The 14,245-nt window shown below is 62.4% G+C and carries 17 protein-coding genes; 2 read left to right on the forward strand and 15 right to left on the reverse strand.

Annotated features, from left to right (window positions below; genetic code table 11):
* Together P8T11_RS08470 and P8T11_RS08475 are read right to left on the reverse strand one after the other, a co-directional pair.
* Window positions 1–879 (reverse strand): branched-chain amino acid ABC transporter permease, encoded by an 879-nt coding sequence (locus tag P8T11_RS08470; protein ID WP_277550902.1) that lies wholly within the window; start codon window positions 877–879, stop codon window positions 1–3.
* Complete coding sequence (locus P8T11_RS08475) at window positions 879–1,703, reverse strand: ABC transporter ATP-binding protein (RefSeq protein WP_268077367.1); 825 nt, start codon at window positions 1,701–1,703, stop codon at window positions 879–881. The genes P8T11_RS08470 and P8T11_RS08475 overlap by 1 nt, the downstream gene beginning before the upstream one ends.
* A 266-nt stretch (window positions 1,704–1,969) precedes the next feature.
* On the opposite strand from P8T11_RS08475, the gene P8T11_RS08480 reads away from it, so the two are divergent.
* Entirely contained in the window at window positions 1,970–2,773 is an 804-nt protein-coding gene (locus P8T11_RS08480; protein ID WP_268077366.1) for an enoyl-CoA hydratase/isomerase family protein, read from the forward strand.
* Between the two features lie 12 nt (window positions 2,774–2,785).
* On the opposite strand, the gene P8T11_RS08485 is transcribed toward P8T11_RS08480, so the two are convergent.
* From P8T11_RS08485 to P8T11_RS08495, 3 genes are all read right to left on the reverse strand, one after another.
* Window positions 2,786–3,565, reverse strand: coding sequence for an enoyl-CoA hydratase/isomerase family protein (locus P8T11_RS08485; RefSeq protein WP_268077365.1), 780 nt, complete (start codon window positions 3,563–3,565; stop codon window positions 2,786–2,788).
* Window positions 3,562–4,782: a CaiB/BaiF CoA transferase family protein gene (locus P8T11_RS08490; protein ID WP_268077364.1), complete on the reverse strand. Its 1,221-nt coding sequence runs from the start codon at window positions 4,780–4,782 to the stop codon at window positions 3,562–3,564. The genes P8T11_RS08485 and P8T11_RS08490 overlap by 4 nt, the downstream gene beginning before the upstream one ends.
* Window positions 4,783–4,850: 68 nt before the next feature.
* The gene (locus P8T11_RS08495) at window positions 4,851–5,822 is read right to left on the reverse strand and encodes a Bug family tripartite tricarboxylate transporter substrate binding protein (protein WP_268077363.1); all 972 of its coding nucleotides are present in this window, start codon (window positions 5,820–5,822) and stop codon (window positions 4,851–4,853) included.
* 126 nt (window positions 5,823–5,948) lie between these two features.
* On the opposite strand from P8T11_RS08495, the gene P8T11_RS08500 reads away from it, so the two are divergent.
* Window positions 5,949–6,920, forward strand: coding sequence for a LysR family transcriptional regulator (locus P8T11_RS08500; RefSeq protein WP_278072169.1), 972 nt, complete (start codon window positions 5,949–5,951; stop codon window positions 6,918–6,920).
* An 8-nt stretch (window positions 6,921–6,928) separates the two neighbouring features.
* On the opposite strand, the gene P8T11_RS08505 is transcribed toward P8T11_RS08500, so the two are convergent.
* The 10 genes from P8T11_RS08505 to P8T11_RS08550 all read right to left on the reverse strand — a co-directional run bounded on the left by P8T11_RS08505 (window position 6,929) and on the right by P8T11_RS08550 (window position 14,168).
* Window positions 6,929–7,819 carry a methylglyoxal synthase gene (locus P8T11_RS08505; RefSeq protein WP_268077360.1) on the reverse strand — a complete coding sequence of 297 codons (891 nt, stop codon included), beginning with the start codon at window positions 7,817–7,819 and terminating at the stop codon, window positions 6,929–6,931.
* Window positions 7,820–7,948: 129 nt separating this feature from the next.
* A complete protein-coding gene (gene iscX / locus P8T11_RS08510) occupies window positions 7,949–8,143 on the reverse strand; it encodes a Fe-S cluster assembly protein IscX (RefSeq protein WP_100856274.1) in 195 nt (64 codons plus the stop codon).
* The gene (gene fdx, locus P8T11_RS08515; protein WP_006225293.1) at window positions 8,143–8,484 is read right to left on the reverse strand and encodes an ISC system 2Fe-2S type ferredoxin; all 342 of its coding nucleotides are present in this window, start codon (window positions 8,482–8,484) and stop codon (window positions 8,143–8,145) included. Before fdx ends, iscX begins: the two co-directional genes overlap by 1 nt.
* Window positions 8,485–8,493: 9 nt before the next feature.
* Entirely contained in the window at window positions 8,494–10,356 is a 1,863-nt protein-coding gene (hscA, locus tag P8T11_RS08520) for a Fe-S protein assembly chaperone HscA (RefSeq protein WP_268077359.1), read from the reverse strand.
* A gap of 73 nt (window positions 10,357–10,429) precedes the next feature.
* A complete protein-coding gene (hscB, locus tag P8T11_RS08525; RefSeq protein WP_268077358.1) occupies window positions 10,430–10,942 on the reverse strand; it encodes a Fe-S protein assembly co-chaperone HscB in 513 nt (170 codons plus the stop codon).
* 3 nt (window positions 10,943–10,945) lie between these two features.
* The gene (gene iscA / locus P8T11_RS08530; protein ID WP_050445294.1) at window positions 10,946–11,269 is read right to left on the reverse strand and encodes an iron-sulfur cluster assembly protein IscA; all 324 of its coding nucleotides are present in this window, start codon (window positions 11,267–11,269) and stop codon (window positions 10,946–10,948) included.
* Between the two features lie 2 nt (window positions 11,270–11,271).
* Window positions 11,272–11,676 carry a Fe-S cluster assembly scaffold IscU gene (gene iscU, locus P8T11_RS08535; protein WP_006220174.1) on the reverse strand — a complete coding sequence of 135 codons (405 nt, stop codon included), beginning with the start codon at window positions 11,674–11,676 and terminating at the stop codon, window positions 11,272–11,274.
* Between the two features lie 33 nt (window positions 11,677–11,709).
* On the reverse strand, window positions 11,710–12,921 hold the full coding sequence (locus tag P8T11_RS08540) for an IscS subfamily cysteine desulfurase (protein WP_268077357.1): 1,212 nt from the start codon (window positions 12,919–12,921) through the stop codon (window positions 11,710–11,712).
* A gap of 21 nt (window positions 12,922–12,942) precedes the next feature.
* Entirely contained in the window at window positions 12,943–13,485 is a 543-nt protein-coding gene (gene iscR, locus P8T11_RS08545; RefSeq protein ID WP_050445292.1) for a Fe-S cluster assembly transcriptional regulator IscR, read from the reverse strand.
* 191 nt (window positions 13,486–13,676) lie between these two features.
* Window positions 13,677–14,168: a low molecular weight protein-tyrosine-phosphatase gene (locus P8T11_RS08550; protein ID WP_006225301.1), complete on the reverse strand. Its 492-nt coding sequence runs from the start codon at window positions 14,166–14,168 to the stop codon at window positions 13,677–13,679.
* Window positions 14,169–14,245: the final 77 nt, after the last annotated feature.

A 14,245-nucleotide genomic window follows, 5' to 3' on the forward strand; every position in this document is an offset into this window, starting at 1 on the left:
TCAAAGCCTCTCGATTTCACGGGTGCCGAACAGGCCATAGGGCCTGACCATCAGCACCACGACCAGCACGATGAAAGTGGCCAGCAGCTTGTATTCACCGCCCAGGTAGGCGCCCGCCCAAGCCTCCAGCAATCCGATGAACACGCCGCCCACCAGTGCGCCCGCCACGCTGTCCAGCCCCCCCACGATCACCACCACCAGCACCGACAGGCCAAACACGCCCATCGACGAGGAAATGCCGCCGATGGCGCCCACGATCACCCCAGATACGGCGGCCAATGCGCCGGCAGCGACCCACGCCAGCGAGAACACGCGCGGCACGTTAATGCCCATTGCGTAGGCCGCGCCCTGGTCGGATGCTGTCGCCCGCAGCGCGACGCCGCCGCGCCAGTAGCGAAACACCACCAGCACCAGCAGCGCCAGCACCACCGCCACCCAGAATCCGTAGAACACCTTGGGCGCGACGAACGCCTCGCCGATGATCACGGGCGAACGCGGCATGAACTCCGGCAGGCGGCGCTGATCGGCAGTCCAGATCAGTTCCACCGCGCCCACCAGAATCGACGCCAGCCCCACCGTCACCATGAAGACCGAGATCGGGGCCTCGCCCAGCATTGGCCGTATGGTCAAGCGCTCAACCAGCGCGCCCAACACACCCGACACCACCACCGCGCCAACGATGGCCAGCCATATCGGCCACGCCATGCTCGTTGCGAAGGCATAGAACACGTACGCGCCCAACATCAGGAATTCGCCGATGGCGATGTTCACGACCCGCGTCGCCTTGTAGACGATGACGAAAGCCAAGGCCGCCAGCGCATACAGGCCGCCGCTGCCCAAACCCGCCAGGCTGACTTCCACAAAGAACAGCACGTCCATCACGCGGCCTCCCGCAGGCGGCGGCGCAGGTCACCCACGTCGCCCGCGCCCAGATAGGCCTTGATGACGTCTGGGTTCGCTTGAACCTGGGCGGGCGTGCCGTCAGCGATCACCTGACCGAAGTTCAGCACCACAACGTGATCGGACAGGTCCATCACCATGCCCATGTCGTGCTCCACCATCAGCACCGTCACGCCCCATTCGGATCGCGCATCCAGGATGAAGCGCGCCATGTCGTCCGTTTCTTCCCGGTTCATGCCGGCCACGGGCTCGTCCAGCATCAGCACCTTGGGCTGCATCGCCAACGCGCGCGCCAGCTCAACGCGCTTGCGCAAGCCATACGACAAGGCCGCCACCGGGGCGTGCCGGATATGGTCGATTTCAAGAAAGTCGATGATGCGTTCTTCGATGTCGGCCCGCAGCGCCATCTCTTCGCGGCGCGCCCGGCCCAGGTAGAACAGGGCGTCCAGCACATTGGTGCGCAGGTGCGCGTGCCGCCCCAGCTTGATGTTGTCCAGCACCGTCATGCCGCGAAACAGCGCGATGTTCTGGAAGCTGCGCGCCAGGCCCAGCCGGGCGCGCTCAGGCGCCGCCACGCGAGTGATGTCCTGGCCTTCAAAGCGGATCTGGCCCGCGGCCGGTTTGTAGAAGCCGGAAATGGTGTTGAACAGCGAGGTCTTGCCCGCACCGTTCGGGCCGATGACCGTGGTAATGGTGCCGGGCGCCACGCGGAGCCCTACGCCGGTCAGCGCCTTGACGCCACCAAACGCCAAGGTAACCCCATCCACCTCCAGTAAAGGAGCGTGCTTGGACTGATCCACCATTTGTCTCCTCGCTGATTGATCGCGAAGTTTTTTTGCCGCCTTGGGCGGACATTTTTTAAACGATGAATCGGCGACCCGCGAGCCAGGAGATGCAACGAACCTGTCTTTACCTACGCCAATCCAGCGCTGGAAAATCGTTCTATGCGGTAGCACTATGCGTTACGCTAGGTCTGCTTAAAACAAAACCAAGCAAGCGCTCGGTTCAGACCATAGCATCGCGGTTTTTGGATCGACAGTTGGTACTTACCCGATAACGGAGACACGCCATGACCCAGGAACTTCCCGCGTTTCAAACGCTGCTGTTGACTGCCGATGACGCCATCGCCACGCTGACGCTGAACCGCGCTGACACCCTCAACGCCATCGATGTTGCCATGGCGCGCGACCTGCAACGCGCCGCGCAGTGGATCGAAACGCAGCCCGCTATCCGTGTCGTGCGCCTGTGCGCGGCGGGCAAGGCATTCTGCGCGGGTGGCGACATCAGCATGTTTACCGGCGAGCCCGCGCAGGTGCGCGCCACCTTGCAGGATCTGTTCACGTCGCTTAACGATTTTGTCGCGCGTATCGCCCGCATGAACAAGCTGTGGCTGGCGCAGGCACACGGCGTGGCGGCGGGCGCGGGATTGTCGTTGGTGCTGGCGTGCGACTTGGCCATTGCCGAGGACGACACCCGTTTCATGACGGCTTATCTGAAGTTGGGAGCCACGCCCGACGCAGGCATGACTCACGGTCTGGCCCGCGTGTTGGGGCCCAAGCGCGCCCTGGACCTGCTGCTGCGTCACGACGCTTTCACCGCGCGCGACGCGCTGGCCTGGGGCATCATCACCCGCAGCGCGCCGGCCAGCGAGTTTTCCCAGGCCGCGGAACGCTATGCCGAGGATTTGGCGCGCCACGCGCCTCACGGCATCGCGGGCGCGAAAGACCTGCTGCGCTCAGCCGAGCATGCCTCGCTGGAAACGCAGTTGGCCAATGAAACGGCGCGCTTTCTGGACTCGGCAGGGCGCGCGGACTTTGCCGAAGGGGTGCAGGCATTTCGTGAAAAACGCGCGCCCGTGTTCAAGGGGCAATAACGCAATCGCGGGCTACCCTTGCGGATCGCTCCAGACCGGCGCACGCTTGTTCACAAAGGCCGCCAGGCCCTCGGCAGCGTCAGGCGTGGCGGCGGCGTTGCAGAACACCTCGACCGCTGTGGCAAGTTTGCGGCGGTAGTCGTTATCGTTGGCGAAGACAAAGGCGCGCCGCCCCATCGCCAGCACCTGTGGCGGTTTGCCCGCCAAGGACTGCGCCAGCAGTCGCGCGCGCTCCAATAATTGCCCTTCGTTTTCCACGCGCGCCACCAGACCCAGGCCGTGCGCTTCCTGCGCACTGAATGTCCTGCCGGTGAAGAGCAGGTCAAACGCACGGTGCTTGCCCACGATGGCAGGCAGATGGGCATAGTGGATCGCCGGCAACACGCCCACATCGATTTCGGGATAGCCGAAAGAGGCGGTGTCCGCGGCGACGATCATGTCACTGGAAATGGCGACCGTCATGCCGCCGCCCCGCACCGCGCCGGCCACCACCGATATCGATGGCTTCGTCAGATTGAACTGCGCGTCGTAAAGCTTGATGTACAGCCGGGTCAGCAGCGCATGCACTTGTACCGGCGAACTCGCCAGCAGCTTCTTCATGTCCAGCCCGGCGCAGAACCTGCCGGGCAAGTCGCTGGCCAACAGCACCGCGCGTACTTGCGTGTCGGCGTTGGCGCGATCAAGCGCGGCGATCAGCGCGTCCAGCATGTCCACGTCCAACGCATTGACTGGCGCGTGGCACAGATGAATTTCCGCGACCCGGTCGCGGACGTCGTAGCGTAGATAGGTCAAGACGATTCTCCTGCTGCGGATGGACGCGTCGTCGCCTGCACGCAGCCGGCGGCAAGCATGGCTTCGATCTCTTCGGACGCGTAGCCCAAGTCGGCCAGAATCTCGCTGCTATGCTCGCCCAGCAGCGGTGCGGGCAACATCGCTTGCCGCGCCTGCTTGCCGAACCGCACCGGCAGCCCGACATTGCGCACTTCTCCCAACACCGGATGCTGGCTGGTCACGATCAGGTTGCGCGCCGCCACTTGCGGATGCGCCAGCGCTTGGTCCAGGGTATGAATGGCCGAGCAGGCGATGCCAGCGGGTTTCAAAGTGGCGATCCATTCATCCACCGTCCGCGTTTCGATCCGTGCCTGCACCAACGCCACCGTGGCGTCAAAGTTGCGTACCCGGGAGGCATTGCTGGCAAACGAGGCTGCATCGGCTTGGTCTTGCAAGCCCGCCACCGCGCAAAACCGTTGCCATTGCGCGTCGTTGCCCACCCCCAGCATCAGGTCACCGTCCGCCGCGCGAAACGCCTGATACGGGCACATCGCCGGGTGCCCCGTGCCCATGCGCTGCGGAACCTGCCCGGTACGCCAGTAATTCTGCGCCATGTACGACATCAGGCCCAGCGACGTATCCAGTAGCGATACGTCCAGGTACTGGCCTTGCCCGGTTTGGCTGCGCGCCAGCAGCGCCGCCAGAATGCCACTTAGCGCAAAAGAACCGGTGCCCAGATCAACAGGCGAAAAGCTGGCTCGGGCAAATTTGCCGCCGGGTTCGCCCATGGTGCTGATCATGCCGCTGAACGCTTGCAGCATCACGTCGTACCCGGGTTCGTCACCCATGGGGCCTTCACGGCCGTAACCCGAAATCTCGCAATAGATCAACGCGGGATTCAAGCGGCTGAGCGTATCGTAATCGACCCCCAGCCGAGCAGCCGTCTTGCCGCCGAAGCCCTGCAACACCACATCAGCCTGCTTGGCCAAGCGGTGCACCACCGCCCTGCCCGCCTCGGTTTTCAGGTCCACGGCCAGGCTGCGCTTGTTGTGATTCACCGCCAGGAAGGTGGCGGACTGGCCGGCATCCTGCGGCAACCAGGCACGCGTATCGTCACCCGTGCCAACAGGTTCCACCTTGATCACCCGCGCACCCAGTTCACCCAGATATTGCCCGCACAAGGGGCCCGCCAGAACCTTGCTAAGGTCCAGAACCGTTATGTGCTTAAGCGGCGTCATGTTGGCAAAAGTCGTATTTGCCGAAGGCGTGGTGGTGGAAGGCGTGGTCGCAAAAGTCGGCAAGTTCATCATTCAGCCTTCAAGCCCACGGTGTTCGCGGCATCGGTCCATTGGGCTGTTTCGCGCTTGAAGAAGGCGTCCAGTTCAGCCGGCGCAACGGATAGCGCTTCCGCACCACGCTCTTGCATGGCCTTGCGGTAAGCCTGGCTTGCCACCACGTTCGCCACGGCCGAACGCAGCTTGGCCACCACCTCGGGCGGTGTGCCCGCCGGTGTCTGTAGCGCAAACCAGAACTTCAGGTCCAGCCCGGCGTAACCGGCTTCCTTCAATGTGGGTACGTCAGGCAGCATCGGCGAACGCGCAGTTGAGGTGATCGCCAGTGCGCGGAGCCTGCCGGCCTGCACTTGGCCAAGACTGGTGGACATGCTGTCGAACAAGAAGTCGACCTGCCCGCCGATAACGTCGGTCACGGCATTGGCGCTGCCCTTGTAGGCCACGCCCACCGCTTGGAACTTGGCCAACTTTTGCAGCAACGCGCCATACACATGCGGCGAACTGCCCGGCCCAAACGTCGCAAAGCTCAAGCCGTGGGGCGCCTCGCGGCCTTGCTTGACCAGCTCTGCCAAGGTCTTGGCCGGCGTACGCTCAGGATTCACGACCAGCAGGTTCGGCATGGCGCCGGTGGTGCCGATCGGTACATAGTCCGTCAGGGGATGCATCTTCGCGTTGGGATACATCAGCGGGTTGATGGCCTGCATGCCCACCGTGTTGTGCATCAACGTGTAGCCGTCGGCGGGTCCATTCAGCACGCTCTGATAGCCGACATTGCCACTGGCCCCAGGCTTGTTCTGCACGATGACCTGCTGGCCCAGTTCCCGCGATAGCGGCTCGGCGACCAGGCGCGCAATGAAATCCGTCGGCCCGCCGGCCGAGAACGGCACCAGCAAGGTAATCGGTTTAGTGGGCCAGGTGTCCGCGACCGCGGGCGATCCCAGAACGGCCGCGGCAATCGCGGTGGCCAGTGCTTTCATGAGCGCCATGATGTCTCCTTGTGTTTTTCGGTGGTGGCGGCTGCATTATGCAAATCGGTCTGATATATGAGAAATACCGTTTTTGTATGCCGGCTATCATAAAATTGTTATATCAAGCTTTGATCAGGATCCGTCATGTCAATGTCGATTCGTGCCATGCAGTGCTTTATCGCCGTGGTGTCCACCGGCTCGATCAGCCGCGCCGCGGCTGCACTACACGTGGCCCAGCCCGCGCTGAGCCTGTTGATTCGCAACTTGGAAGAAGACCTGGACGTAGTGCTGCTGCACAGAACGTCGCGAGGCGTCACGCCAACCACGGCGGGTACGCGGCTGCTGGCGCACGCTCGCGAAATCCTTGGTCGCATCGATGCGGCGCGCGCCGACGTGCGCGAGGACCAGGCCGCGCCACGCGGCACGGTGTCCCTGGCAATGTCGATGTCCATGGCCAAGCTCGTGGCGGTGCCCTTGCTACGTTTCAGCTTGCGGAACTGGCCGGGTGTCTATCTGAAGATCGTTGAATCCAGCACCGGATACATCCCGGGCTTCGTCAGCTCGGGCCATGCCGATCTGGGCCTGACCTTCAGTGACGATGCAGCCGTTGACCTGCGGTTTCAGCATCTGATCGACGAGGAATTGGTGCTGGTGTCGCCCCCGGGAAAACCGGGGGGGCTGCCGGCCGAAGGGCAAGCCAGGCTGCAGGGTGGCCTGCCGGCCAAGGCGGCGGAATTGAACGCTCTGCCCACGATCGGGCTTGGCGCGCTGGCCAAGCTGCCCCTGGTGCTGCCGGGCAATCCCCACAGCCTGCGGCGCCTGCTTGACCACTATCAACAACAAGAAGGCGCGGCGTTCCGGGTCATTGCCGAAGCCAACGCCATTCCGCAGTTAATAGAACTGGTTCAGGCAGGCCTGGCCCATACGATTCTCTCGTATGAGGCCGTACGGGGGGAAGCGATGCGGGGCGATGTGGCGCTGCGCCGCATCAAGAAGCCCCGCATGACCCGTCCGGTATTCCTGTGCCGCTCGGATGTGCTGCCGCTGTCCATGGCGGCAACCGCGGTCGCGGATCGCGTAAGCCGAATCATCATTGACGGCCGATTATCCGCGTAGTCAGCGCATCAGATAAGCCCCATTCGCTTTTCCACCGCCTGCGCCCAGCGCCGCGCCACGGTGGGCGATGTCGCGCAGGTAGCCGATTCCGTCACCACGCGCACGGCGCGCTCCAGCAATTGGATGTCGGCCTCGTGTTGGCGCGCGACATGTGGGTCTTCGAAGAAGATCACGCGCTGGCATTGATGCTCAAGCACCAGCTCGGCAATCTGGGCGTCGCCGCCCAGCGGTCCGCTCAGGTAGCGATGCACCCAAGGCTTGTCTTTCGGCCACCCGCGTGACCAGGCCAGGTCATTCAGCCTCCCGCCCGTCGTGCCCGTCGCCACGCGGCGTGCAAATTGCGACAGCACATCGAAATGCTCGCTCGCAAACGCAACCATCTCGTCCTTGAGCGCATCGTGGGCAATCATGGCCAGGGTCTGACCAGAGAAATTGAAGAAGCGCGACACGGACGCATCCGGCGCCAGTCCGGCATGCAGGCGTTCGACTTCCATCCATTCGATCGCGCCCGCCAAGGTCGAGATGAACGGTCGGCCGTGGGTGATGCACTGCCGCTTCAACGCCAGCGCCTCGGGAAAAATCGACGACGGATCCACGGGGTCGATCAGATAGATTGCCCCGTCAAAAGGAGCTTGCCCATCACGCCCTTCGGTCACGCGGGCTACCAGCTTCATCAGCCCGCCTTCGCGTCCGTAGGGGTAGCGAACCAGGCCGCTATAGCCTTGCAGCATGCCTTCGCGAACGATGGCGTCATGCGTGCGGCCAACGGTGTGCAGTTGCACGCCAAGCTCGCGTATGGTGGACGAACACGCGCGTAGCCAGGTGAACAAGGCGGCGTCGGGGGTTTCGTGGTGCAGACGGTTGGCGGCCAGGCCAAAGCGCAGTTGGGCAGCGGGCATCAGTAGACTCGAACAGTAGGATGGTCACAACGTGCGGACCCTTGATGATACCGTGGCCGCCCTTGCCGCGGCATGACGGCCGCGCAAACAAAAACGCTCCCATTTGGGAGCGTTGTTCGTGTCGGCGGGTCAGTCCGCTTCGTCGATCCAGGCCATCTGGATGGCCTCAAGGATTTTCTCGCCACAGTGGGCGGGGTCATCGTTGAATTCAGGCAATGCCATGACCCATTCGCGTAGCTGCGTAAAACGCAGCGTCTTGGGGTCGACGTCGGGGTGCGCGTCGACCAGGGCGGCGGCTATGTCGTAGGTATCGGTCCACTTCATCAATGGCCCTCTTTGGCGTGGTTGATGGTGTACTTCGGAATTTCTACCGTCAGGTCCGTGTCGGTCACCAACGCCTGGCACGACAAGCGCGACGTGGGCGTCAGGCCCCAGGCCTTGTCCAGCAGGTCTTCTTCGTCGTCCGTTGCGTCTTCCAGCGCGGAATAGCCTTGCTTGATGACCACGTGACAGGTCGTGCACGCGCACGACAATTCGCAGGCGTGCTCGATGTCGATGTGGTTATCCAGCAATACGCGGCAGATCGACACGCCCTTGGGCGCGTCTTCAATCACGGCACCTTCCGGGCAGTAGTCGGGATGAGGCAATACAGTCAGTTTCGGCATAACGTCTTTTCAGGCAATCTCATCAAGTTTGCGGCCCGCCAACGCAGCGCGAATGCTGCGATCCATGCGGCGCGCGGCAAAGTCGTCGGTGGCGGCCGACAAGGCTTGCACCGCAGCTTTCACCGCTTCCACATCGTCGACAGTCTGTGCACCGATGGCAGCCTGCAGGCATTCGTCGACGCGCTTGCGTTCGTCAGCGTCCAGCAAGTCACCATCCACAGCCAGCGCGGCCTGCACCGATTCCACCAGTTGGCGGGCGTCCACTTGCTGCTCGCGCAACATGCGCGCGCGGGCATCCGTATCCGCCTGCGACACACTGTCGGCCAGCATCTGCGCAATTTCGTCGTCGCTCAGTCCGTAGGACGGTTTGACGGAGACCGCGGCCTCGACACCCGTGCTTTGCTCACGAGCGGTCACGCTGAGCAGTCCGTCGGCATCAACCTGGAACGTCACGCGGATACGTGCCGCGCCAGCCACCATGGGGGGAATGCCGCGCAATTCAAACCGCGCCAACGAACGGGAGTCCGCCACCAGGTCACGTTCGCCCTGCACCACATGAATGCTCATGGCCGTCTGGCCGTCCTTGAACGTGGTGAACTCTTGTGCGCGTGCCACGGGGATGGTGCTGTTGCGAGGAATCACGCGCTCAACCAGCCCGCCCATGGTTTCCAGGCCCAACGACAGCGGAATCACGTCCAGCAGCAACCAGTCTTCGCCCGGCGCACGGTTGCCCGCCAGCAAATTCGCCTGCAACGCGGCGCCCAGCGCCACCACTTGGTCGGGGTCCAGATCGGTCAGCGGCTCGGTACCAAACACCTGGCCGACCGCGGCGCGCACTACGGGCATGCGCGTTGCGCCGCCCACCATCACCACGCCGCGCACGTCGGCCGGCTTCAGCGACGCATCGCGCAAGGCTCGGCGCGCGCAATCCAAGGTGCGTTCAATCAGCGGCTGCGCCAACGCTTCGAACTCAGCGCGCGTCAACACCAGGTCAACGTCACGGCCGTCCGACAGCGCCAGCTTCAGCGTGGCGCTATCGGCAGTCGACAAGGCTTCACGCGCGGTGCGTGCGGCCATCAACAGGCCACGGCGGTCGGCGGGTGAAAATTCACCAGCGGCCAGCTTGGCCACCGCGTGGTCGGCGATCAAGGCATCGAAGTCATCCCCACCCAGCGCCGTGTCGCCGCCAGTCGAAATCACTTCAAACACGCCCTGCGTCAGACGCAAAATGGAAATGTCGAACGTGCCGCCGCCCAGGTCGTAAACGGCATACACCCCTTCCGAGGCATGATCCAGGCCATAGGCAATGGCCGCGGCCGTCGGCTCATTCAGCAAGCGCAGCACGTTCAGGCCAGCCAGGCGGGCGGCATCGCGCGTCGCCTGGCGTTGTGCGTCGTCAAAATAAGCGGGCACGGTAATCACCGCACCGACCAGATCGTCGCCCAGTACGTCTTCGGCACGCTGGCGCAACACCGCCAGAATCTGCGCCGACACTTCAACCGGGCTCAAGTCGCCCTGCACCGTGCGGATACGCACCATGCCGGGCGCCTCCACAAATTCGTAAGGCGCCCGCGTGGCGCGCGCCTCTTCCAACGAGCGGCCCATGAATCGCTTCACGGACACCACGGTGTTCAAGGGGTCTTCAGCCTGCTGCGCAAGCGGCTCGCGGCCGGTCGTGACTTTGCCACCAGCAAAATAGCGCACCGCCGACGGCAGCAAGGCGTGGCCTTGCGCATCAGGCAGCACTTCAGCCACGCTGCTGCGCACAGCGGCAACAAGGGAATTGGTCGTGCCCAGATCAATGCCCACCGCCAGCTTGCGCTGGTGCGGCGCGGGCGACTCACCGGGCTCGGATATCTGCAATAAGGCCATGATTGTGTTCTTCTGGTCAGTGAGCGGCGGTGTGCTGGCGCCCGCTATGGCGGGTGCCCCAACACAGGGTTCGCTATCCGGCGGGCTGGGCGTCTGCCAGCTCTTGAGCCAGCTTTTCCACGAACATCCATTCCCGCACTTTCAGGCCCGCGGCCGCGTAATCGCGCTCGTCGTCAAGCAGGCGCTTCAGCGTGGCGCGCATCGACACACGCGCCTCTTCCAACTCTGCACGCAAGGCCACCAAGGCATCAGTATCGTCGCGCGCTTCATCCAACATCTCGCGCCACGTCATCTGCTGCATCAGGAAAGCCGTGTCCATGGACGTGTTGCTCTCGGTCTGCAAATCCACGCCTGCCTGTTCGCACAAGTAGCGCGCCCGCAGCAAGGGGTCTCGCAATACGCGGTAAGCCTCGTTGGCGCGCGCCGCCCATTGCATGGCGACGCGACGTTCCGCGGCGCTCGCTGTGGCGTAGCGATCAGGATGCACCTGCGCGGCGACAGCGCGCCACGCGGTGTCCAAGGCTTGCGCGTCCAGGTCAAAACGAGCGGGCAGGCCGAACAGCGTGAAATGGTCGTCTACAGCCAAGACTTACACCGTGAACGACTCGCCGCAGCCGCAGGTCGCCTTCTCGTTGGGGTTGCGGAACTTGAAACCTTCATTCAGGCCTTCGCGGGCATAGTCCAGCTCGGTGCCATCCAGGTAAGCCAGGCTTTTCGGGTCAATGAAGACCTTTACGCCAAAGCTCTCGAACACGACGTCTTCCGGCGCCGAGTCGTCCACGTATTCCAACTTGTAAGCCATGCCGGAGCAGCCCGTCGTCCTAACGCCGAGCCGCAGGCCAATCCCCTTTCCGCGCTTTTGCAAGTAGCGGCCGATGTGGTTGGCTGCCTGTTGGGTCAGGGTGACGGACATGATCAGCCTGCCACCGCTTCAGCCGGCGCCGAGTGCTTTTCTTTGTAGTTCTGCACCGCGGCCTTGATCGCGTCTTCGGCCAGGATGGAACAGTGCACCTTCACCGGCGGCAGGGCCAGCTCTTCGGCAATCTGCGTGTTGCGGATATTCATGGCTTGGTCCAGCGTCTTGCCCTTGACCCATTCGGTCACGAGCGAGCTGGACGCGATGGCCGAGCCGCAACCGTAGGTCTTGAAGCGCGCGTCTTCGATCACGCCAGCTTCATTCACCTTGATCTGCAGCTTCATGACGTCGCCACAGGCGGGCGCGCCGACCATGCCGGTGCCCACCGACTCGTCCGACTTGTCGAACGAACCAACATTGCGCGGGTTTTCGTAGTGATCCAGAACTTTGGTGCTGTAAGACATGTTATTTCTCCACGAATTTCTTGGCGCGGGCGCTTAGTGCGCGGCCCACTGCACGGTGTTCAAGTCAATGCCTTCCTTGGCCATTTCCCACAGCGGCGACATATCGCGCAGCTTGCCAACGCGGCTCTTGAGCAATTCAATCGCGTAATCCACTTCCTTTTCGGTCGTGAAACGGCCCAGGGTAAAACGGATGGAACTGTGCGCCAACTCGTCGTTTCGGCCCAATGCGCGCAGCACGTAAGACGGCTCCAGGCTGGCCGACGTGCAAGCCGAACCGCTGGACACGGCCAGTTCCTTGATCGCCATGATCAGGGACTCGCCTTCGACGTAGTTGAAGCTGACATTCAGGTTGTGGGGCACGCGCTGGTCCATGTCGCCGTTCAAATAGACCTCTTCGATCTGCGACAGACCGTTCCAGAGACGGTCACGCAGCATGCGGATCCGTTCGTTCTCGGTACCCATTTCTTCGCGAGCCAGGCGGAACGCCTCACCCATGCCCACGATCTGATGCGTGGCCAGCGTGCCAGAACGGAAACCACGTTCGTGACCACCGCCGTGCATTTGCGCTTCGATGCGGATACGCGGCTTGCGACGCACGTACAACGCGCCGATACCCTTGGGACCGTAGGTCTTGTGCGCCGAAAACGACATCAAATCGACTTTCAGCTTTTGCAGATCGATTTCCACCTTACCGGTCGCCTGAGCAGCGTCCACATGGAAAATGATGCCCTTCTCGCGGCAGATCTCGCCCAGCGTTTCGATATCCTGGACGACGCCGATCTCGTTGTTCACCATCATGACCGATACCAGCACCGTGTCGGGGCGCAGTGCCGCCTTGAAGGTGTCCAGATCAATCAGCCCGTCGTCCTTTACGTTCAAGTAAGTGACTTCGAAGCCTTGGCGCTCCAATTCACGACAGGTATCAAGCACGGCTTTGTGCTCGGTCTTGACGGTGATGATGTGCTTGCCGCGTTCCGCGTAGAAATTCGCGGCGCCTTTGATTGCCAGATTGTCGGATTCCGTTGCGCCGGAAGTCCAGACGATCTCACGCGGGTCGGCGTTGACAAGTTTGGCGACTTCTTCGCGGGCGCGCTCAACGGCTTCTTCGGAATCCCAGCCAAACGCGTGGCTGCGCGACGCCGGATTGCCGAAATTCTCGTACAGCCAAGGCACCATCTTGTCCACGACGCGCGGATCAACGGGTGTCGTGGCCGAATAATCAAAATAAATTGGACGGGTGGTCATTTCTACAACTCCTGATACTGCTTATACGGTGGCGTTGGCCGCAACGGCCGTGGTCGGGGAATTGGCGGCGGCATTGGCGCCCCCCACCCGATTGACACGCACCGCGCAGGCCTGCGCTTGATTGCTGGCTTCCTGCAATTGGCGCACGCGCTGCTGATCCACCAGATCTTGCAGGGACACCGAATCCAGGTAATCGACCATCTTGCGATTCAACGTCGCCCAAAGCTCATGCGTCATGCACTTGCCCGGCTTGCCGTCATTGCCGCTCGTACAGTCCCGTTTGCCACCACAACTGGTGGCGTCCAGCGGTTCATCGACCGCAAAGATAATGTCAGCAACGGTCACGTTGCGCGCAAGACGCGCAAGCGAGTATCCGCCGCCCGGGCCGCGCACGCTGTCCACGAGCTCGTGGCGACGCAGTTTCCCGAAGAGCTGTTCCAAATAGGAAAGCGAAATGTTCTGACGCTGGCTGATGGCCGCAAGAGTGACCGGGCCGCTATGCTGGCGCATAGCGAGATCGATCATGGCAGTCACGGCGAAACGCCCTTTGGTAGTTAGCCGCATGGTGGGTTCCCTGTGATTCGGCAATGGCCGCCAGCGAATCCAGCGGTCAATACCCGAGTAATTGGGTCAAGTATAGCCTATTCCCGACTAATTTGGTATGGCTCCAGGCCAGAAAAAACCGCGCTGTTGCGCGGTTTTTTCACTGCCATGCACCCCAAGAGCCGCACTGCTGGCGGCTCTATAAAAAGCGATCAAGCCGCCTGGTACTGGGTAGCGCGCTTGCGGACCAATTCCAAGACCCCCTGGCAGGCGTCTTCCAAATAATCGAGCACCTTGCCAAAGCCATCAGCGCCGCCGTAGTAAGGATCCGGCACAGTGGCCTCCTCGAACTCATTGGCGAAACGCATCAACAACATCAACTTGTGCTGATAGGTTTTGGGGCACTGTTGCTGCATGGCGGACAGATTATCCCAATCCATGGCAAGGATAAGATCAAAGTCGCGGAAATCTTCCGCGGTGACCTGACGCGCCTCACAGTGCGTGATCTCGTAGCCGCGCTTACGCGCCGCAGCCTGCGCCCGGGCATCAGGCGCCTCGCCAATGTGAAACGCGTGCGTGCCCGCGGAGTCGATGCGAACCACATCGCCCAAACCCGCGTCGTTCACCAAATGGCGAAACACGCCCTCTGCGCTCGGCGAGCGACAGATATTGCCCATGCAAACGAAAAGTACCTTGGTCATCATGGAAGTAAGTGTGCGGGAAAACCCGAGATAAGGCAAGCTTTTTTTGCAAATGAACAATTGGCCACAGGCAACTATTC

It is taken from the genome of Achromobacter spanius, assembly GCF_029637605.1.
Taxonomy (GTDB): domain Bacteria; phylum Pseudomonadota; class Gammaproteobacteria; order Burkholderiales; family Burkholderiaceae_B; genus Achromobacter; species Achromobacter spanius_E.

Bases quoted from the DNA above. Each gene is read 5' to 3' on its own strand.
- P8T11_RS08505 (WP_268077360.1), bottom strand. From the start codon at position 7,819: ATGCCCGCTGCCCAACTGCGCTTTGGCCTGGCCGCCAACCGTCTGCAC.
- iscU (WP_006220174.1), bottom strand. From the start codon at position 11,676: ATGTCTTACAGCACCAAAGTTCTGGATCACTACGAAAACCCGCGCAAT.
- P8T11_RS08475 (WP_268077367.1), bottom strand. From the start codon at position 1,703: ATGGTGGATCAGTCCAAGCACGCTCCTTTACTGGAGGTGGATGGGGTT.
- P8T11_RS08495 (WP_268077363.1), bottom strand. From the start codon at position 5,822: ATGGCGCTCATGAAAGCACTGGCCACCGCGATTGCCGCGGCCGTTCTG.
- hscA (WP_268077359.1), bottom strand. From the start codon at position 10,356: ATGGCCTTATTGCAGATATCCGAGCCCGGTGAGTCGCCCGCGCCGCAC.
- P8T11_RS08540 (WP_268077357.1), bottom strand. From the start codon at position 12,921: ATGACCACCCGTCCAATTTATTTTGATTATTCGGCCACGACACCCGTT.
- iscA (WP_050445294.1), bottom strand. From the start codon at position 11,269: ATGTCCGTCACCCTGACCCAACAGGCAGCCAACCACATCGGCCGCTAC.
- P8T11_RS08480 (WP_268077366.1), top strand. From the start codon at position 1,970: ATGACCCAGGAACTTCCCGCGTTTCAAACGCTGCTGTTGACTGCCGAT.
- P8T11_RS08500 (WP_278072169.1), top strand. From the start codon at position 5,949: ATGTCAATGTCGATTCGTGCCATGCAGTGCTTTATCGCCGTGGTGTCC.
- P8T11_RS08550 (WP_006225301.1), bottom strand. From the start codon at position 14,168: ATGATGACCAAGGTACTTTTCGTTTGCATGGGCAATATCTGTCGCTCG.
- P8T11_RS08470 (WP_277550902.1), bottom strand. From the start codon at position 879: ATGGACGTGCTGTTCTTTGTGGAAGTCAGCCTGGCGGGTTTGGGCAGC.
- iscX (WP_100856274.1), bottom strand. From the start codon at position 8,143: ATGAAGTGGACCGATACCTACGACATAGCCGCCGCCCTGGTCGACGCG.
- P8T11_RS08490 (WP_268077364.1), bottom strand. From the start codon at position 4,782: ATGACGCCGCTTAAGCACATAACGGTTCTGGACCTTAGCAAGGTTCTG.
- iscR (WP_050445292.1), bottom strand. From the start codon at position 13,485: ATGCGGCTAACTACCAAAGGGCGTTTCGCCGTGACTGCCATGATCGAT.
- fdx (WP_006225293.1), bottom strand. From the start codon at position 8,484: ATGCCGAAACTGACTGTATTGCCTCATCCCGACTACTGCCCGGAAGGT.